20 protein-coding genes are annotated in these 19,675 nt (G+C 49.8%); 7 read left to right on the forward strand and 13 right to left on the reverse strand.

What is annotated here, in order from left to right; translation table 11 throughout:
- Window positions 1-16: 16 nt before the first annotated feature.
- The gene (gene lpdA / locus KS4_RS17300) at window positions 17-1,525 is read left to right on the forward strand and encodes a dihydrolipoyl dehydrogenase (protein WP_145081229.1); all 1,509 of its coding nucleotides are present in this window, start codon (window positions 17-19) and stop codon (window positions 1,523-1,525) included.
- 207 nt (window positions 1,526-1,732) lie between these two features.
- On the forward strand, window positions 1,733-2,254 hold the full coding sequence (locus KS4_RS17305) for a peroxiredoxin family protein (protein WP_145081232.1): 522 nt from the start codon (window positions 1,733-1,735) through the stop codon (window positions 2,252-2,254).
- A gap of 54 nt (window positions 2,255-2,308) precedes the next feature.
- Here the strand turns inward: KS4_RS17305 and KS4_RS17310 are convergent, their stop codons facing one another.
- Together KS4_RS17310 and KS4_RS17315 are read right to left on the reverse strand one after the other, a co-directional pair.
- A complete protein-coding gene (locus tag KS4_RS17310; RefSeq protein WP_145081235.1) occupies window positions 2,309-2,770 on the reverse strand; it encodes an SRPBCC family protein in 462 nt (153 codons plus the stop codon).
- A gap of 122 nt (window positions 2,771-2,892) precedes the next feature.
- On the reverse strand, window positions 2,893-3,258 hold the full coding sequence (locus KS4_RS17315; protein WP_145081238.1) for an ArsR/SmtB family transcription factor: 366 nt from the start codon (window positions 3,256-3,258) through the stop codon (window positions 2,893-2,895).
- A gap of 385 nt (window positions 3,259-3,643) precedes the next feature.
- Here KS4_RS17315 and KS4_RS17320 point away from each other — a divergent pair, with 385 nt between their 5' ends.
- Complete coding sequence (locus KS4_RS17320; RefSeq protein WP_145081241.1) at window positions 3,644-3,991, forward strand: hypothetical protein; 348 nt, start codon at window positions 3,644-3,646, stop codon at window positions 3,989-3,991.
- Window positions 3,992-4,293: 302 nt separating this feature from the next.
- Here the strand turns inward: KS4_RS17320 and KS4_RS17325 are convergent, their stop codons facing one another.
- The gene (locus tag KS4_RS17325; protein WP_145081244.1) at window positions 4,294-6,090 is read right to left on the reverse strand and encodes a cation:proton antiporter; all 1,797 of its coding nucleotides are present in this window, start codon (window positions 6,088-6,090) and stop codon (window positions 4,294-4,296) included.
- Window positions 6,091-6,327: 237 nt separating this feature from the next.
- On the opposite strand from KS4_RS17325, the gene KS4_RS17330 reads away from it, so the two are divergent.
- Window positions 6,328-6,933 (forward strand): thioredoxin family protein, encoded by a 606-nt coding sequence (locus tag KS4_RS17330; RefSeq protein ID WP_145081247.1) that lies wholly within the window; start codon window positions 6,328-6,330, stop codon window positions 6,931-6,933.
- Window positions 6,934-7,053: 120 nt separating this feature from the next.
- On the opposite strand, the gene KS4_RS17335 is transcribed toward KS4_RS17330, so the two are convergent.
- Window positions 7,054-7,452, reverse strand: a complete 399-nt coding sequence (locus tag KS4_RS17335) for an antibiotic biosynthesis monooxygenase family protein (RefSeq protein WP_145081249.1) — start codon at window positions 7,450-7,452, stop codon at window positions 7,054-7,056.
- A gap of 653 nt (window positions 7,453-8,105) precedes the next feature.
- Entirely contained in the window at window positions 8,106-9,455 is a 1,350-nt protein-coding gene (locus KS4_RS17340; RefSeq protein WP_145081252.1) for an ATP-dependent 6-phosphofructokinase, read from the reverse strand.
- 173 nt (window positions 9,456-9,628) lie between these two features.
- On the opposite strand from KS4_RS17340, the gene KS4_RS17345 reads away from it, so the two are divergent.
- Both KS4_RS17345 and KS4_RS17350 read left to right on the forward strand, forming a co-directional pair.
- On the forward strand, window positions 9,629-10,393 hold the full coding sequence (locus tag KS4_RS17345) for a sulfite exporter TauE/SafE family protein (RefSeq protein WP_200761404.1): 765 nt from the start codon (window positions 9,629-9,631) through the stop codon (window positions 10,391-10,393).
- 15 nt (window positions 10,394-10,408) lie between these two features.
- Window positions 10,409-11,659: a tRNA-queuosine alpha-mannosyltransferase domain-containing protein gene (locus tag KS4_RS17350; RefSeq protein ID WP_145081258.1), complete on the forward strand. Its 1,251-nt coding sequence runs from the start codon at window positions 10,409-10,411 to the stop codon at window positions 11,657-11,659.
- A 3-nt stretch (window positions 11,660-11,662) separates the two neighbouring features.
- On the opposite strand, the gene KS4_RS17355 is transcribed toward KS4_RS17350, so the two are convergent.
- Together KS4_RS17355 and KS4_RS17360 are read right to left on the reverse strand one after the other, a co-directional pair.
- The gene (locus KS4_RS17355) at window positions 11,663-12,247 is read right to left on the reverse strand and encodes a hypothetical protein (protein WP_145081261.1); all 585 of its coding nucleotides are present in this window, start codon (window positions 12,245-12,247) and stop codon (window positions 11,663-11,665) included.
- Between the two features lie 29 nt (window positions 12,248-12,276).
- Window positions 12,277-12,723, reverse strand: a complete 447-nt coding sequence (locus KS4_RS17360) for an ankyrin repeat domain-containing protein (protein WP_200761405.1) — start codon at window positions 12,721-12,723, stop codon at window positions 12,277-12,279.
- A 401-nt stretch (window positions 12,724-13,124) separates the two neighbouring features.
- Here KS4_RS17360 and KS4_RS17365 point away from each other — a divergent pair, with 401 nt between their 5' ends.
- Window positions 13,125-14,984 (forward strand): glycosyltransferase, encoded by a 1,860-nt coding sequence (locus KS4_RS17365; RefSeq protein WP_145081267.1) that lies wholly within the window; start codon window positions 13,125-13,127, stop codon window positions 14,982-14,984.
- 9 nt (window positions 14,985-14,993) lie between these two features.
- Here KS4_RS17365 and KS4_RS17370 read toward each other — a convergent pair whose 3' ends face one another.
- The 6 genes from KS4_RS17370 to KS4_RS17395 form a co-directional block, all read right to left on the reverse strand.
- Window positions 14,994-15,362, reverse strand: a complete 369-nt coding sequence (locus tag KS4_RS17370) for a hypothetical protein (RefSeq protein WP_145081270.1) — start codon at window positions 15,360-15,362, stop codon at window positions 14,994-14,996.
- A 23-nt stretch (window positions 15,363-15,385) separates the two neighbouring features.
- Entirely contained in the window at window positions 15,386-16,495 is a 1,110-nt protein-coding gene (fic, locus tag KS4_RS17375; RefSeq protein WP_145081819.1) for a protein adenylyltransferase Fic, read from the reverse strand.
- A 309-nt stretch (window positions 16,496-16,804) separates the two neighbouring features.
- Window positions 16,805-17,167 carry a nucleotide pyrophosphohydrolase gene (locus KS4_RS17380; RefSeq protein ID WP_145081273.1) on the reverse strand — a complete coding sequence of 121 codons (363 nt, stop codon included), beginning with the start codon at window positions 17,165-17,167 and terminating at the stop codon, window positions 16,805-16,807.
- A gap of 49 nt (window positions 17,168-17,216) precedes the next feature.
- Window positions 17,217-17,588 carry a hypothetical protein gene (locus tag KS4_RS17385; protein ID WP_145081276.1) on the reverse strand — a complete coding sequence of 124 codons (372 nt, stop codon included), beginning with the start codon at window positions 17,586-17,588 and terminating at the stop codon, window positions 17,217-17,219.
- A gap of 6 nt (window positions 17,589-17,594) precedes the next feature.
- Window positions 17,595-17,900: a hypothetical protein gene (locus KS4_RS17390; protein WP_145081279.1), complete on the reverse strand. Its 306-nt coding sequence runs from the start codon at window positions 17,898-17,900 to the stop codon at window positions 17,595-17,597.
- A gap of 58 nt (window positions 17,901-17,958) precedes the next feature.
- Complete coding sequence (locus KS4_RS17395; RefSeq protein WP_145081282.1) at window positions 17,959-19,275, reverse strand: putative sugar nucleotidyl transferase; 1,317 nt, start codon at window positions 19,273-19,275, stop codon at window positions 17,959-17,961.
- Between the last annotated feature and the right edge of the window lie 400 nt (window positions 19,276-19,675).

The raw sequence follows: 19,675 nt of genomic DNA on the forward strand, positions 1-19,675 counted from the left end.
AGGAAGTATCAAGATCATGGCTGAAACCAAATCATACGATCTGATTGTTATTGGGGGCGGGCCTGGTGGTTATACCGGAGCGATTCGTGCGGCTCAGTTGGGCAAGAAAGTGGCGATCGTGGAGCGGGACAAACTGGGCGGGACATGCTTGAACTGGGGTTGTATCCCGACAAAGGCATTGCTAGCTGGTGCCGAGTTGTATCACAAGCTAACCCATGAGCGGGAAGAATTCGGGATCTCGGCTGAGAACATTTCGTTTGACTGGTCGAAGGTGATTGCTCGGTCACGTAAGGTGGCGGGCAATCTGAATGCGGGTGTTGGGTTCTTGATGAAGAAGAACAAGATCGATCATTATGATGGTCATGCGCTGATCTCGAAGGCAGCTGCTGGCAGCCCGAAGACGGTTGAAGTTTATGATTTGAATGATGCGGAGCCGACGGGTGAGGTTGGTACGAACGGGGTTGAGAAGTTTAAGTTTGGCGGCGAGGCAAAGGTTGTCTTAAATGCACCGAAGGTGATGGTGGCGACGGGTGCAAGCCCGCGGCCTATGCCGGGTAGTGCGTTTGATGGGGACAAGATTATTTCTTCGAAAGAAGCAATGCTGCTTGAAGAACGTCCTGAGAAACTGCTGATTGTGGGTTCGGGAGCGATCGGGATGGAGTTTGCGTATGTCTACAATGCATATGGGACCGAGGTGACGATCGTTGAGATGCTGGATCGGTTGGTGCCGATTGAGGATACGGATGTGTCGAAGGCGATGCTGAAGGCTTATAAGAAGCTGGGCATCAAGGTGATGACGAAAAATATTGTGAAGTCTGTTGAGAAGACAGACAAAGGGATCAAAGCGCTGATTAGTGCGGTTGATGATGAGAGCAAGACGCAGGAGCTAGAGGCGGATAAGGTTCTGGTTGCGATCGGCGTTCAGGGACGGTTTGATGGGCTGTTTGATGAGTCGATCACGATCGAGATTGATCGTGGGCACATCAAGACGGCTACGGATTACAAGTTGGCGGGCGCGACGTATGAGACGAATGTGCCTGGGATTTATGCGATTGGTGATGTGATTGGGCCTCCGTGGTTGGCACACGTCGCTGGTGAGGAAGCGGTGTTGGCGGTTGAGCGGATGTATGGGCATGACGCGCCGGACGTGAATTACAATGCGATTCCGGGTTGCACGTATTGTTCGCCGCAGATTGCATCGGTTGGTTTTACGGAGCAGTACTGTAAGGAAAATGACATTGCGTACACGACTGCGAAGTTCCCGTTCCAGGTATCGGGTAAGGCGCAGGCGCTTAATGAGACGCAGGGCTTTATCAAGTTGATTGTGGGTGAAGAGCATCAGGAAGTGCTGGGCGCTCATATGGTGGGTGAGGGCGTGACGGAGATGATTGCGGAGATGGGTTTGGCGATCACGCTTGAAGCGACGGCTGAAGAAATTGTCGCGACGATGCATGCTCACCCGACACTGAGCGAAGCGGTGCATGAATCGGCGCTTGGCATTAACAACCGCATGATCAATTTTTAATGATCGTCAAAGCACCCACGCGTAGAGCGTTTGGGCTTGAATCAAACCGTTGATTAGGTATTACAGACCGCATACTTTGGTGTGCGGTTTTTTTATGTTACGGTGAAACAATATCTACGAACGGCGAGATCTCTTCCAAACACCCTGCCACTGGCGGTGGCAGGCTTGAGAAGATTGCTCCTGATTATTAATGTGATACGTATAATAATGAGTATGAAATATCTTGGCTGGATAATGTTGATTGTGTTGGTGGCGTTTGCGGGCTGTGCGCGGCAAGCGCCGGGGTTTAGCGCGCCAATGCTCAGGGCAGGGGAGGTGGATCGGGAGGGACGGTTGGTGAACGATGATGAATTTGTGCTGTCTGAAAACAGAGGGAAGTATGTGTTGGTATTTTTCTGGATGGCGGATTCGCATTTATGCCGCGTTCAGGCGGGATGGGTGCAACGGGCGTGGGAACGGTTTGGGGGACGTGATGATTTTACAGTGATCGGGTTGTCGCTGGATGATAATCCGAGTGAGACGATTAGATTTACAGAGGCTGCGGGGATGAGCTTTCCGCAAGCGTATTTAGGGAAATGGGAGTTTGATCAGGTGAGGCCGGCGTATGGGACTCGGGGCGTGCCGGCGGTATTTTTGGTGAACCCTGAGGGGAAGATTGTGGGGGTGAATCTTCGTGATGGTGAGATATTAGATGTGGTGACAGAGCAGTTGAAGGTTGGGAAAAAATAAGCCGCGACGGATGTTGATCCGATCGCGGCGTGCTGCTGATTGTGATGTGGGTATTTATTGGTCGAGTAATAGTTCGAGCGATTTAAAACAACCTTGCCAACCCTTCATATGATCGTCGCGTGTGGCTTCGTCGGGTAAGCCGACATGTGTGAAGGTCATGTGAGTTTTTTTGCCGCCATCAGAAGGTGTTAGTTGGATGGTGATATGCGTGTTCTTCGCAAGATTGGGTTTGTTTTTCCATGACCATGTAAAGACGATTTTCTGATTATCGATAAGTTCAATAAATTCGCCGACAGCGATATGGTCTTCGCCTGTCTCGTCGTCGTGCATGGTCAGATCAAATTGGCCGCCAACTTTTGGATCGATTTTGCAAGCAGTACAGGTCATCTTTTCGTGATTGGGTGCGAACCATTGTTGGCGGATTTTGGGATCCATCCAAGCTTGATAAATTTGTTGCGAGGTTGCGTTGAAGGTACGTTTGATTTCAAGTGAATGTGTATGGTTTATTGTTGTCATGATATGCTCCAGTAGCACAACAACAACACTTCAATGTTGCGTGCAATGATAAAATTGGTTTTATATTAATAAAATTAAATTAACGATCGATACTTTGCCTATTATTTAATTAGTTTGTTAGATCATGATTGATTCTCGCAGTCATTGTTTTGATCTGGATTATTTTGCTGTTCGAGTAATTGCTCGAGTGAATCGAATTGCGCTTCCCAGAAGATTCGGTATGCCTCGACCCAATCGGCGGCGGATTTTAGGGGTGAGGCGTGAAGGACGCACCGGCGGACACGGCCTTCACGCTGCTGTTCGATGAGGCCGGCCTTTTCGAGCACGCGGAGGTGTTTGGATATGGCGGGGAGCGACATCTCATGAGGCTCTGCCAATTCACTGACAGAGCAGTCACCGTGTGACAAACACGAGATGATGCTTCTGCGGGTTGGGTCCGCGAGTGCGGCAAATGTTCGATCAAGTTGGCTGCTTGTTGCTGTCACCATTGATCTGATCCTTTAGGGTCGGTGTGAGGTTGCTATGAGTCGTTGCATACTCACATGTTTTTTGAAGCAATTATTTAACCATATGGTTAAATATAAGTCAAGCTATTTAATTATCGTGGTTTATGCTTAAAGAGGTGAAGATTTGATCTCGATAAACAGCAAGTTGAATCCCGTTATTCGGAATTTTAAATCCAATGCTTGAAACATGCACAGTTATTCGGACAATATAGTCCGTATAACTGTCCCACGTTGAAGCCAACTCTCTCAATCAGTGGCCTCAAGATTCAGGGTGCTAACTAATCAAATGTTAGTTGCCTGTTCGCAAAACTCGTATTCATTGCCCAAGAGTTGAAGCTGACGTGACGTAAGGACGAGGTGTGGAAATATGAATGTTGCGATTCCGATGTCATCAGGTCGCTTCGCGGGGTGCATTAAGGATGCTGACCGTCTTGTTATCTATCGCGTGAATAGACAAAGTAAGGCGGTATGTACGATTAACATCGTACGGACGAATGATCCGGCGTGCTTGAGTTGCAATGATTTGCTTAAGAAGTTTTCAGTTAACGAGGTTATCCTTCAAAAATCTCATTGTGAGAAATGCTTGCATGAGTTTGATGATCAGATCAATTTGATCACTACTAATGCAACGGGATACCCGGAGCAGATCGTAACACGATACCTGTATCATCCTGAGCAATTTGACCAACTTGAGGTGACATGCACGGCGGGGTGATTAATCAAAAGGAATGGGATGAAAGAGAAGCTGACGTCTTAAAGATGTCGGCTTTTTCTATCCCCACTCCCCCCCCCTGTTTCGTATCTCTTAACTTTCAATCCGTCCTTGAATTGACGCGCGAATCTGCGTGTCTTGGAGCCCTCGGAGGATTCATACCGTGATATGGCTGTTTAGTATTAAGTGTGGTTGTAATAATTAAACGTGGATCGTACAAACGCCCTGCCACCGGCGGTGGCAGGCTTGAAAGTTGTTACAAAAAAAAATGATAAGAGGAGATAGTGGTGGGGGGTGGGGGATGATTAGGCGGTGAAATCGAGGCCCATTTCTTGTTTGACCTGATCAGCGAGCTCTTTGCCAACAGCGGTTTCTTCATCAATCACGCGGTTTGAGCCGGCGTTTTCGAGTTCGCTGACATAGACGTGGTAGCGGGCGCGAGCGATGATGCGAAGATCGGGTGAGAGATGCCGAGCGGTGCGGATGACGGTGGCAGCGGCGCGGTGATCGGGAAGCGTGATGACGAGGAGTTTCGCTTTATGAACGGCAGCGTGTTCGAGGACTTCGTGGGAAGAGGCATCGCCGATCTGTGAGAGCATGCCTTGGGATTCGACTTTGAGAGCGGTCATTGGGTTGAGGTCGAGGACGATCACGCGTTCTTCGATAGCGCGCATGAGATCAGCAACTTCCTGCCCAGCGGGGCCGAAGCCGACGATCATGACGTGATCGGCGAGTGTATCGGATTCGCCGCCTCGGAGGTTTTTGCTTGGTGTGCGTATCAATCGATGCTTACGTAACTGAAATTCGATCCATCGGCCGGTGGGATTGGCGATGGAGATGAAATATGGGGTAATGAAGAAGGTGAGGATGGAAACGGAGACGATGAGATTGAAGAGGTTTTCGCTGATGAGTGCGTTGTCGGGTGAAGAGCCGCGTGCGGTGATGGCGAGGACGAAGGAGAACTCGCCGACTTGAGCGAGGCAGAGGCCGGTGGCGATAGCGTGACGATGTTGAACGTTCATGATGCGTTCAACGAGCCAAATGATGAGGATTTTGAGGAGGACAATGCCAGCGGTAACACCGATGAGCAGGAGCAGATGTTCGACGATCCAGCTCATGTTTGCGAGCATGCCGATGGAGGCGAAGAAAAGTGTGACGAAGAGAGTTTTAATGGGACCGACATCGGAGCGGATTTGTGTCGCGAGAGAGGATTCGCCGAGAACAACGCCGGCGACAAAAGCACCAAGTGCGGGCGAGAGTTCGAGTTGATGTGCGAGCCAAGCAGAACCCGCGGCGACAACAAGCGCAAAGAGAATGGGGAGCTCTCGAGTGTTGGAAATGGTGCGCATCGTGACGATGCGCGGGAGCACTTTCTTACTGAGCAGGAGGAAGATGCCGATGAGCAGACCTGCAGCTAGGAGTTGGAAAGTGATTTCGCCAAGGATTTGAACAATGTGGGTGTCGGTGTGGATAGGTGCGTTGCTTGTGGTTTCCGTAAGAGGAGCGGAGAGTTGCTGATTGCTTGCCGGAGCTTGGATAACGGTGTACTGATCAGAGGGAACGGCCTTGGGATAGGCGTTGATGGTACCAAGAGCGGTCACAAGGATGACGAGTGGAACAACCGCGATATCTTGCGATAGGAGGATGCCGAGCGAGAGCCGACCGGGAACGGAATCGACTTCAGCGCGGTCAGATAGGGTACGAAGCACGCAAGCAGTAGAGGACATGGCAACCATAGCCCCCACAGCAATCGAGGCTGCAATGCCGGTATTGAAGCAAAAAGCGATGATTGCGGCGACAATGGTTGTAATCGTAATCTGAAGGGCACCACCGATAAAAGCGGTTTTGCCGAGTTGTTTGAGGCGCGTCCAAGAAAATTCGAGGCCGATGGAGAAGAGGAGGAGGGCAACACCTAGTTCAGCGACACCTTCGACGGTGTCGGTCTGCATAACGGTGTTGAGCGAATGTGGGCCGAGTATGGTGCCAGCGAGGAGGTACCCGACGATGGCAGATTGGCGCAGTCTGACAGCGATGCCGCCGAAGATCATGGCGGCGGAGAGGAGAAGGAGTATGTTGAACAGGCTTGGCCAGAATGAGCCCATGTGTACCTTTCGTGGGGTAATCTGGTAAAAGTTGCGTGTATGCGCGCACCATAAAATAAAGGCGCAGTTTCATTAGATTTATCGGCCAATCGGGCCAAACAGACCAACGTGATTTCCGAATTACGGGATGAAAAGCGGTTATCTGCGGGTTGTTGTTAAAAATCTTTGAACTGGGAGCTTGCAAAAGAAATATCACGCTATGATTGTGTGACGAAGAAACCTATAGGAGATGCTGATATGGCTTTAACGCCTTCAACAATGCAGAGTTTGGGGAGTGTGGCACCAGAATTTGAGTTGCTCGATGTTGAGAGCAACGAGATGGTGGGGTTGGATGAGTATGGTGATGCCAAAGGGTATTTGGTCATGTTTATCTGCAATCATTGTCCGTATGTGAAGCATGTAGCGGACGAGATTTCGAGGCTTGGGCGCGAATATATGGATAAAGGGATTGCAGTATTTGCGATCAGTTCGAATGATGCTGACAGCTATCCGGAAGATTCACCAGAGAAGATGAAGCAAGAAGCTGAACAGCGCGGGTATGTGTTCCCGTATTTGCACGATGCTGATCAATTGGTTGCTAAAGCATACACAGCAGCTTGTACGCCAGATTTCTTCTTATATGACGCAGGTAAAAAGTTGGTTTATCGAGGCCAATTGGATGACACGCGGCCAACACGGATTCAATCAGGTGTGTACGAGCAAGATAACGCAGCGAATGGCCATGATCTGCGGCAAGCTCTTGATCAATTGCTAAATGATCAAGTTGTGACTGTCGAGCAGAAACCTTCAATGGGTTGTAACATCAAATGGAAAACCGGTAACGAACCGCAATATTCCGGTTAACACAAGCCTATATATCAATATAAAAAACCGTCAGCAGATGCTGGCGGTTTTGCGTTAGGTGCTGAGTTGGAGTTAACAGTTGAAAGCAGTCATGGCTCTCTAGTTATTGCCCAGCAAACCTTACCCCTCGAGTCCACTGACCATGCGTTGGTCAGTTGATTCTGTATTTTTCGTGTCAAGAAACTCAGAAGGTATTTTTTTACCATCTACATATGAACGTTCGACTTTACAGACTTGCACACGGTACCAATCGTACCATTTGGATTTACCCATCTGTTGTGCAATCCAGTGTTCGGTATGTTCACGCCAAGCACGAATTGATTGTTTATCACGCCAATAGCTGATGGTAATACCGAAGCCATTTTCTTGGCGCACTGTTTCAATACCGACGAATCCCGGTTGTTTTTTTGCTAATTCTGTCAGGCGGCGATTCGCTTGCTGATAGCCATTCTCAACCGATGTTGTCCGCATCGAAGTAAAAATAACTGCGTAATAAGGCAATTGCTGGGTTATATGCATTTCATTATCCCGTGTGATTCACAAGTGTCATCCTACACCCGAGCACAACATGGCATAATGCTTACTGCCTCAAACAAAACGATATAGATAATCAAAGAATCTCAAGAACAGATGTTATATATAAATATTAAAATACTTGGTGCAAATTTTCAATCATTATTTTTTTATTACGTCAAAAATAACAACAGGTTAACCATTCCACACGTTATATAATCTAACTTTAGATTAGACTTAATTCAGAAATACTCTTTATTCATTAGGTGTTTTATAACTCATTATTTTACCAATAAAATTCAACAACTAACTTACAATGAACCTGAAAATACAGCGTATATCAAATATAGCTCCATATTTCTACACAATAAGAAATCTCTTAATTCTAATGCGATACATTCACGTATACCCTTTTTGTTTTACCGCTTCACGTCGTTTACCTTCGCCTTGGATATGGATCTAAAAAAAGGATGATAAAAAACCCATCATATTAAATCATGGGCTTGTCAATGCGTGAATTAGATGTTTGGATATAAGAGCGTTTTGCGTGATTATTCATGTATTGAGCAGCAGGTCGGTCGCATAAAATGAAGGTACTTCACCGATCCTTTACTGCTGTTATTCACAGGCAAGGCCTATGGGTATTCATGCGAACTGCTCTAGTGCAGCGCGCAATCTTCGGCTGGCTCCCAACGGGGTTGACCTGTTGCTTCTATGACTGACAACCAAAGGTCCCCGAATGGGTTGACTTGCTGCCTTATTGAGACGGCCGCTTGCGTCGGAACATGCACAAACTTTCCATGCCATTTTCCGATGACCATTTCTGTACGTCCTGACATTGCGGCGTGTGCGGCATAGGCGGCCAATCGGAAACACAGAACAGAATCATGAGGAGTCGCGGGGCAGCCACGGATCATGTACGAAGGATCGATATACTTCACAGTGATAGGCTTGTTCAACGATTTAAAGTGGTTGGTAATTTTTTCTTTGAGGAATAAACCGGGATCACCTAATCGTTGATTGCCAGATTTGTCTGTACCTGCAGAAGCAGAACAGTATTTTTGCCCCGCGCCTTCTGCAACGACGATGACTGCATGATCACGGCGTTGAAGCCGTTTTTCTAGTGCTTCCAGAATGCTGTTTTCGCCTTCAAGTGGGAAATCCACTTCAGGGATTAACACGAAGTTTGCATCATTCACTGCAAGCGCTGCGTAGGCTGCGATAAAACCGGAGTGACGCCCCATAAGCTTAATGATGCCGATACCGTTTTGTGCGGATCTGGCTTCAGTGTGAGCTGCTTTGATTGCTTCGACTGCTTTGGTGAAAGCAGTCTGGAAGCCGAATGATTGTTCAACAAAGCGCACATCATTATCAATGGTTTTTGGGATGCCGATGACGGAGATTGGCTTGCCCATTTCACGGGCTTTCTGTGACAATGCTAAGGCGCCACGTTGGGTTCCGTCGCCGCCGATTGCGAAGAGTACGTTAATGCCTCTATCCATTAGATAGTTGACCATTACTTCGGTATCTTGTGGGCCACGTGATGAGCCGAGTATTGTTCCGCCGTCATGATGGATATCTTTTACCACTTGCGGGGTTAATTGAAGCGGCGTGTGTCCGAATGCGGGATTAAGCCCTTCATAACCATAGCGAAAGCCCTGGATATTGGTCACGTTGTATCGATGGTGCAACACCATGACAAGACCGCGGATCACATCATTGAGACCGGGGCAGAGGCCGCCACATGTGACGATACCCGCTTTAACTTTTTTGGGCTTCCAAAAAAGTTTCGCGCGTGGGCCTGCTATTTCAAAAGAAGGCACACGTTCATGATCCATCACAGCATATTCGGTCAGTGAAGAAAGATGATCGTGATAGAGCATTCGATCATGCACGCCGATACCCGGCTTGAAGGCTGCACGTTTGACAAGCCAGTCCGAGATGGGAGAATCAAATTTGCACGGCCCAAGGGTCTGGACTTTGAGGTGTTCGGCTTGGATATGTGACATGGTTGGTCTCTTTCGTTGACTGTCGAGCTTTGGGCGACACCAAGGGTGAAGTAAAATTCGCCTTGTTGCAACAAAAACTCTGTCCCGCACCCTGTCCATGACGATGGAATGATCTATTGTATGTGACAAACGTGTCATGATCTTCGTCACATGCTTGTGAGGTATTATAACTGGTGACGGATACTTTATTGATTCAACTTTTCGTGATTGGTGGCGCTCTATTTGGTGGGTGTGTGCTGCAATCCGCGGTCGGGTTCGGCATGGGCATGTTTGCGGTCCCGATCATGAATCTTGCTGGTGTCGCGTTGCCTGACTGTATTGCCCTGGTTGTCGGCATCCAATCCGTTCAGCTCTCCTATTCGATCTACAAACACCCGGGCGAAGTGACTTGGCGCGAAACGCTGCCCCTTTTTTATATCCGCATGCTTACCATCCCGATTGGCGCTGTTTTGCTCTTTTTTATGCAGAAGTACGAACCGAGCTCGATCAAGCAAATGATCGGCCTGCTCCTGCTTACTGCCATCATTATCCAATTCGCGTTCCGCCCCAAGCCGCACGCTAAACTTGGCTTAGGCTGGACAATGCTCGCGGGCAGCACCAGCGGTGTGATGGGCGGGTTAGTTGGTATGGCGGGGCCGCCGCTAGTCCTTTATGTCCATGCTCATGATTGGAATGCTAAGAAATCGCGTGTTTTTCTTTGGATCGCATTCCTGCAAAATACACCCATCATTATGCTCTCGCTTTACCTGTCATTTGGTACCAGCGTTTTGCTGTATTTCGTGTTGGGTGTCGCCATGTTCCTGCTTGGCCTACCCGCGACTAAAGTCGGGCATTGGATCGGCGGTAAACTTTCAAACCGTCGGCTAAAAATCGCAGCGCTCACGATCTTAGTCATCATCGCACTCTCAGCCATCATCACACCTTTGGTCTCAAGCTGATATCATCAATCTTAGATGAAACCTTCCATACTTTTTCTGCAACCCTACCATGCTGGCTCGCATCAATCGTTCCTTCAGGAATGGATGCTCAACTCTCGCCACAACATCATCGCACTCACCCTCCCTGGCTATGCATGGAAATGGCGCATCCGTCACGCTGGGATCACGTTCGCCAATCACATTACGCGAATCCTGAATCATCTGCCCATCGCTTCTGATACGCAGGTTAAATGCATCTCGAATTTCAGTTCATCATCTGATACGTCAAGCCGCAGGATTACAGAACACACGCTGAGCAAACAAAACCTTGAACACATCGGGCAGGGCGGCCACATCTTCAGCACATCGATGATGAATCTGGCTGATTTTCGAGCCACCGCTCCCGCGCTCATCGCACAACGCCCGATGTCGCAATACTTCCACGAAAACCAGTTCGCCTATCCGCTACGCAGCAAGCACGGCGGCGATGTTCACTTCGGCATCTCACAAATCATCAGCGCCCACACCGCCCTTCAATCCACTGGCCACGTCATTTTTAACTCGACGTTCAATCGCGACACCCTCCTGAACGGCTTTCATTCACTCAACGCAAAAGCTGGGAAACTTAAACACGTTGATTGGGATTTCATGGCCGACCACATCCAACAGCACGCCATGACGATCCCTCCAGGCATCAATTACCAGAACATCCAGAAAGCGATTCAACCGACACCGCATTCCAGCAACAAGAACACCATTCATCTCGCATGGGCTGGCCGCTGGGAACACGATAAACGCCCCGATTTATTCTTTGAGGCAATCAAAAAACTTCAGCATAAAAATCTCCCCTTCAAAATCTCAGTTCTCGGCGAATCCTTCTCTCAAGTTCCTGATTGCTTCCAGAAAGCTAAAACCTCCTTCGCCGACAACATCGTTCACTGGGGCTACCAACCAACAGCGGCCGACTATTTCCACGCGCTCTCACAAGCTGATCTATTCATCTCAACCGCTGATCATGAATTTTTCGGCCTCGCTGTCGCTGAAGCCGCCGCGGCAGGTTGCGGGCTCCTTTTACCCCGCGCACTGGCCTACCCCGAAATTTGGGGCGCAGTAGAAGGTAAAGGTGTCACTTTTTACGATACCCCCGAATCCTTGCCACATATCCTGCAAGAAACGAGTGAACGATTTTCATCGACATCAAAAGAGAGCTTTATCACTCAGTCATCCGCAGCAGATTTCGATTGGCTGAACATCGCTCACAGGCTCGATCGCTGCTTCGAAGCATAACACCTACTTATGCTTCATGTATTCAAACCGCATCAGCACATGAATATCCTGCTTATCGCTAGGCTCATTCGTTTCATCAATCAGTATCTCGAAGTTTGGCAATGTCTCTTCAGAAAACTTCAAATATCTGAATTTCGTCATCTTCTCAAACAATTCCAACCACTTTCCAGCCTGCACCTTCTCACGATCAGTAATCCATGTACGATTCTGTAATAACGGTGCTGTCGCCAACCATTCATCAAGGACTGAAGATTCAAAATACAACGAGACTGTGACATGCATATGGACATATGGGCCGCTACGAGAAAACCCACCACTTCTGCAATCTCTTGGTATCTCTAAACCCTGTACCTTATTAAGCTCATATAACAAAGAATAACTAAGCTTGCCCGGCCGCTCTACCGGTTCAGGCAACTGAACCACCGGATGGGGTTCCCTCACAGGTCTAATTGTTACTTTTCGCTTTGGGATAGCAATATGAGTATAAACAGAAGCAACTGCAATGGTTAAACAAATTGCAAGCACCATACTCACAACCACATAGAGAGCGATCTTACGCAAACCTTCCTGTCTCTGTTCTAACCTCATCTATGGCCCCGAAATTCTCCCCCCCACGCCTAAACCTTCTCATATTGCTCAATCAACTTCAAAAATGGCTCATACTCCTCATGGCCCGCCTTGATCATCGCCTCCACCATCTCGCGCGGCGTTGCCCCGTCTGCCTTCTGCGCTCTCACCTCTGCCCCCGCCTTAAGCAGCATCTCCGCAATCGCCAACTGATTCTCCGTCACCGCCACATGCAGCGCTGTCGCCCGCGCCTTCGTCGGCCCTGCCGCAAATCGCGTTCGACCATTCACATTCGAACCCACCTCGATCAACACCTCAACCACATCCGCTTTCCCTAACCGCACCGCATGATGCAACGGCAACCACAATTCCTCACCCCATGGCCGCTCATAAGCCATATGACGATGTACCGCCGTCGAATGTTGCTCAGCTAACGCCCTGATCCCGTCTAAATCCCCCGCCTCAATCAAATCCATAAAACTTACTGCATCACTCATCGCTGATTTCCCTTTCTTCAATCTCATTCTATCACGACCATTCAAACACCGCGATGCAGCACAACCGCCCATCACATTCATGAGCTTTTTATAAATCCTCTGATCACAGAATAAAAACCCCCACATTATCGGCTATCACAATCAACGATTCACCTCATAAGACCTATCTCACCGATATCCCATAAGTGATCACCTTATAACCACTTGGATCACATGAGTCTGCCTCAACAACACATCCACTCAAACTAAAAGCATTCGGCAGATTCACACTATCCGTAATTTACAATGGCGCGTACAATCGTGGTGTTTACAGTTGTACCAGCCAACTCCCCCTCCAGGGTGCAACCAAAGAGTTGACGTTTCCTGCCGATATCCGTTCGACTCACAGGACTTTTTTCAGCATGGCTAAGACCGAAATCACCTCAAACGAATCTCTCAAGCCTACACATAAACCACGCGCCTCAAAATCGCGTCGTGCAGAACCACTGCTCATGGAAATCTCATGGGAAGTCTGCAACCAGCTCGGCGGTATCTACACCGTCCTACGATCCAAAACCCCCTCCATGGTCACACGCTGGTCAAACCGCTACTGCCTCATCGGCCCATACAATCACGACAAAGCTCAAGTCGAATTTGAACCCGCACCACTCGTCGGCCCCATCGGTCAAACCGTCAAACAACTCCGCGACATGGGCATCGGCGCACACTACGGCCGCTGGCTCGTCTCAGGTCGACCTAACGTCGTCCTCCTCGAATCCGACAAAGCCTACCAATACCTCGATAAAATCAAGTACCGCCTCTACGCCGATCACGGCATCTCCACAGACAACACCGCCGAACCTCTCGTCGATCAAGTCCTCACCTTCGCCGAAGTCGTCCGCATCTTCCTCCAAACACTCGCAGAAAAAGAATCGCACCGCCGCGATCTCATCGCTCACTGCCATGAATGGATGGCCGGCCCCGTCATCCCCATGCTCCGTCACGAAAATTGGCCCGGCGCACTCGTCTTCACCACCCACGCCACCATCCTCGGCCGCTACCTCGCCATGAACGATCATCAATTCTATGATCACCTCTCATTTTTCGATGACGATGAAGAAGCCAAACACTTCAACATCCAAGCGCAACACCAACTCGAACGCGCAGCCGCCCACGGCTCACACGTCTTCACAACCGTCTCCGACGTCACCGCCGAAGAATGCACCCATCTCCTCGGCCGCACCCCCGATGTTCTCCTACCCAACGGACTCAACATCAATCGCTTCGCCGCGCTCCACGAATTCCAAAACCTCCATCAAGACTATAAGAAGCGCATCCATCAATTCACCATGGGTCACTTCTTCCCCTCCTACACCTTCGACCTCGACAACACACTCTACTTCTACACCTCCGGCCGATACGAGTACCGCAACAAGGGCATGGATCTCACCATCGAAGCCCTCGCCCGCCTCAATCACCGTCTCAAAGAAGCCGGCTCACCCGTCAACGTCATCTTCTTCCTCATCACACGCGCCCCCATCCACTCCATCAACGTCCACACACTCCAATCCCGCGCCATGCTCGAAGAGTTCCGCACCACCGCCGACCACATCAAAGAAGAGATCGGCGACCGCCTCTTCGAAGCCGCCGCACAAGGTCACATCCCCGACTTCAACACCCTCACCGAAGATTACTTCCGCCTCCGTCTTCGCCGCGCCATCCACGCATGGAAAAGCGAAGCACTCCCATCCGTCGTCACCCACGACCTCATCGAAGATCATTCCGACGACGTCCTCTGCCAACTCCGCTCATGCAACCTGGTCAACCATCAGCACGACCCAGTTAAATTCATCTACCACCCCGACTTCATCAACGCCACCAACCCGCTCTTCGGCATCGACTACGATCAATTCGTACGCGGCTGCCATCTCGGCGTCTTCCCCTCCTACTACGAACCTTGGGGCTATACACCGCTCGAATCCATCGCACTCGGCGTCCCCGCCATCACCTCCGACCTCTCAGGCTTCGGCTCATACCTTGCGCAACTCCTACCAGACCACGACGAAAAAGGTATCGGCGTCGTCTCCCGTCGCTATCACGATTTTGAGTATGCCGCCAACCAGCTCGCCGACATGATGTTTAAGTATTGCCAACTCTCTCGCCGTGAACGCATCAGCCTCCGCAACACCGTCGAATCATTCAGCGAGCACTTCGATTGGCATAACTTAGGCCGCCGCTACCACGAAGCCCACGAACTCGCCCTCGACCGCTTCCACGCATAACCTAAAATACTATGCAATGAGAGTTGCGTATATTGCGTAAGCCGTAGTTGCAATGATAAACAACATGATTGCAATAATGCTAGCCTTTGATTCAGATGTTTCGATGGGTTGCCAATCAAACATCTTTAAATACGCATCATCTTCATTGAGATAAAAAATGAATGCGCGTTGAATATCGACAATACTCTCTTCGCAATGATATTGCTGCTCGCCCTCGCGATATTCAATCGTCGTACCTGCCGCTTGCATAAACGATTCTTCATTTTTGCTCAGAATAACATAATCACATTTCTTTTCGTTCATGCCAGCAAGTGCTTCAATCACCTCAGCCTCAATTGCCTGCTCACTCACAACCTGATCTTCACATTCTAATATCACGATAGATGCTCCATTCTTTTTACTCAAGCATACTTCTCAAACCCATGTTCATCCGCACACAACAGCCGTAAAAACTTTGGATGAATAAACAATTTGTCACGACCAATCGTTCGCTCTTCTAAAATCCCGATATCACACAAGCTTTTCAAATACACCGAAGCAGTCTGCCGCTTTGCGATCTTCGACTCCACCAAATCACTGATCCGGCAATACGGCTGCTGAAACAGCACATCATTCAACTCATGCGAATAAATCTTCGGCAAACTATCTCGTAGATAGTGTTTCGTTTCTAACATCAAATCTGCAATCGCCTCGATCTTCGCGCACGTCCACATCGCCGTGTCCGTAACCGCATTCACCATAAACAAAATCCAAGGCTGCCAATTCCCCTCCTCCGTCACACCGCGAATCCGATCATAATAAATCCGCTTCAGATCCACGATATAGCGGCTCAAATACAACACCGGTATCTCAAGCAACCGCTCTTTCAACAAAAACAAAATGTTCAGGATTCGCCCCGTTCGACCATTCCCATCATCAAACGGATGGATCGCCTCAAACTGGTAATGCCCCACCGCCAATCTAACCAACGGATCGACTTCCTTAAAATTGTTCATGAACTGTTCCCAGTTCGCCAACTTCTGTCGCAACACCCCTTCCCCCTCCGGCGGCGTATACACCACTTCCTTCGATGCCGTATTCCTGATATGCACACCCGGATTTTGCCGCAGCGTAATCTTCTCATCACGCAAAATCTGACACATCTCCAGCGCCATCTTCGCCGTCAGCGGCCGCCTCCGTATCTCACGATAACCATGCTGCAACGCCGTCCGATACCGATACGCTTCCTTCGTCTCCGGATCCGTATCGCGCTCGCTTTGAAGCGCCGCCAACTTAAACAGCTCATCCGACGTCGTCACAATATTCTCAATTTCCGAGCTGCCCTGCGCCTCCAAGAGCGGGATCGTATTGATCAAAACCGTCTGATTCGGGATCCGTTTCCCCGCCTGCTTCAGTTCCGCCAATGCCGCATGCGCACGGATACACGCCTTCAAAATCTCCCGGTTCTCCAGCTCCACCCCCGCCGGCGGCAAAAGCGGCAAATCGTTATAAGGCCGATCCTTACGATACATCACCTGACCATCTCCATCTAACGCGTTATGCAAAATTACTTCCTCGTCATCCAGTCGATCATAAGGTTGATTGATCTGGGCAATATTCACGCAAATAGGCTAAAACCCAGCAAACATCTAAAACATGTTTACATTTTTAATATTTATCGACACATTCACAGCATATGTACACAGCATCAGTACGTCAATCACTTCGATCCACACACGTAATTACCGCGCCCCCCATCTCACAACACCGCCTTCTCAATTATATAACCACTTGATTAAGCTATACTTAAGATAAGATCATCTTTCCGTCCCACCTCACAACTACCGTTCCCACTTTGCTTTCCAATCCTCATCCGCCGGGAACCGCTTCTCATTCTTCGCCAGCTTCGCGAAATACGCCTCCGCCAGATCAATCCCCGCCACGTTCGCCAGCTCCATGCAGTACATCAGCACATCCGCCAATTCCTCAGCCACCTCCGCCTTCACCTCATCCCGCTGCATCGCCTCATCCGCCTGCGCCTCACTGAGCCACTGAAAATGCTCCATGATCTCAGCCGCCTCGATCGCGATACTCATCGCCAGATGTTTAGGCCGGTGATACTTCTCCCAGTCCCGCGCCTTCGCAAACGCAAGCACCGCCTCCTTCATCTCACCCACCGTCGTCTCCGCATCACACTTCTTCATCGCTCACTCCTTCCCCCCCCTGTTTTATCATCAATCTACTGACAGAAATCTATTTGTCAGGCTTCCGGGGGGTCATTGTCGCTCGGAACCGTGTATTCTGAAAAATCCCGCCATTCTCAAACACTTCTTGGGTCACTTTAAACACCTGCCCCGCGATCTCAATCATCGTCCCGCGACCATAATATTTCATTTTCACTTCAGTCTTCCCACCAGCATCTGTCACCCCTTCATCCCCCTCCGGAGCAAACGGCCACCACCATCCCGGCTCCGCATAACTCACCTCCACCGCCACATTCTTAATTGGCTGCCGCGTCTTCTGCTGTCGCACATCCACCTCCATCATCTGATACCCCGAACAACCTACCCCCCCTATTAGAGCCACGACTCCCAACATCAACATTCCAAATAAATTCATTTTCATATCCATTCACTCCTTTTCATCTTCCTCATCATCCAACCCATACCCTCGCTCTTCCAACACATCCCCCATCACCTGCCTCCGCTTATGAATCACCACCCAAACAATCGCCACCGCGCCAATCAATAACCCCCAACTCACAAGCATCAACCAACCAGCACCACTGCCAACACCGCTCACCCGCAAGATCGCCAACACAAAAAACAACCCCATAGCCAGCGCAAGCCAACCCCGTGTCCGCCGAGTCACCTCTCGCCGAACATCCTTTCGCTCATCCCATTCCAATTCATCCAGTACGTCTCTCGGATTCCGCATAACCACCTTTTTAATGCATACATCTCATGCTGTCATCTTCCCTTCCCCCCTCGCTCATTCATCCCCCATGATTCGCCTTCTCGAAAATCTCACGAAGCAACTTCTCCTCCGCACCCGTCAACATCACCCCGCGCCGCTCCATCATCAGCTTCGCCGTCATCACAAACTTATCCCATTCATATGCACTACGCACCATCCCGTCAGGCCCATCCGTGTAAAAACCAAACGGCTTTGCATACTTCGGCGTAAAGTGCGACCCCGCAAACATACACCCACTCCCCAAAACAGCACCCGTATTCACACGCGTTCCAATCCCCGTCCTCACAAAGTCCCCAACAATCGGCCCCTGGAACTGCCTCCCACTATCCTCAACCTCCAACTCTTCTCTCAACCTGATCCGCACTTTCCCATACGTGTTCTTCAAGTTACTGACGTTCGTATTCGCCCCAAGATTCACCCATTCCCCAATCATCGCCATTCCCAAGAATCCATCATGCACCTTATTCGAGTAACCCTGCATCACCACACCACTAATCTCACCACCAACCTTACACCATGGCCCGATCACCGTGTTCCTGCGAATACTCGTATGTGACACCAACACCGAATTCGGCCCAACATAGCACGGCCCCTGCAACACCGTCAGCGGATTAATCTCCGCACCCTCATCAATCACCACCGGCCCATACGTCGCGTCAACCACCGTATAAGGCAGCAACTTCGCACTACTCGCAACACGCATCTCATGACTACCATGAGCCGTGATATTTACGTGATCCGATTCCTTAATCACCGGCAACTCGATCGCCGCCAAATCCAACAACAACGCATCCGGCATCTCATCCAACGCATGCCACGGCCTCTCCAACAATGTCCGCACATCACTCCCACCAATCATCCGCACACTCGCCCCACCATGCGGATACGGAAACCCGCCACTCAAAAATCGGCTCACCACCTCGCCTTTCCCCTTCATCGCAATCACATCACCACTCCGCCGATCCACCAGCGCACCGCAACCGATCCCATTAAAGTTTTCCAACCCCGTGGACATGAACTCCTTCACCGTGTCAATATCCTGCACCGCATTCCACCGCCCATTCACAGCCATCCACACCTCTTCCCCATCATCCCCCCCACCAACCAATTCATTGACCACCACACCGTCCCCCCAATCATCCCCCTTCACCCGCTCAGTCATCACTTCATACAATCCATCCTTCACCCAAACACCACTCACTTTCGTACCAAGCGTTCGCTCGATCCGTTCGCGTATCGTGATCGCTCCCGTGCGCATCTCAAAGATTGCACGCCGATCCGCCAAAGGCCCAAATTCGCCTTTTCCATCATCAAATATATATAGTTTCTGACCCACTGTTCCTGTATCCTCAATCTGCGCAGCCCCACGCTGCTATCCTGTCATTCCCACATCACACGTCCCCCATCTCCCCACCCAGCCTTCATCTTACCCACGTAATCCTTATATCGTACCCCAACCCACCCTACTCAATCCAACCTTGCTCCTCATTCTCATTTCTAACCGACACCACTCAAAATCCGACCGATAACCGCCGCAATATCATGTCAACCCCTTTCTAAGATCAGCCCCACGTTGACAGACACCCCTGCTACCAATACCTTGAAACGTCTGGGAACGAATCCGACCGCTTTTTTGCCTGCTCTTAGACTCAGGTAAGCCCTTTCTAGCGGATACAATCAGTTCCCAAATACCAACCGAAGTACCTTAGTTTGACATAAACGAGAGCGACACGCCC

Origin of the sequence: Poriferisphaera corsica, assembly GCF_007747445.1 — a bacterium.
Taxonomy (GTDB): Bacteria; Planctomycetota; Phycisphaerae; order Phycisphaerales; family Phycisphaeraceae; genus Poriferisphaera; species Poriferisphaera corsica.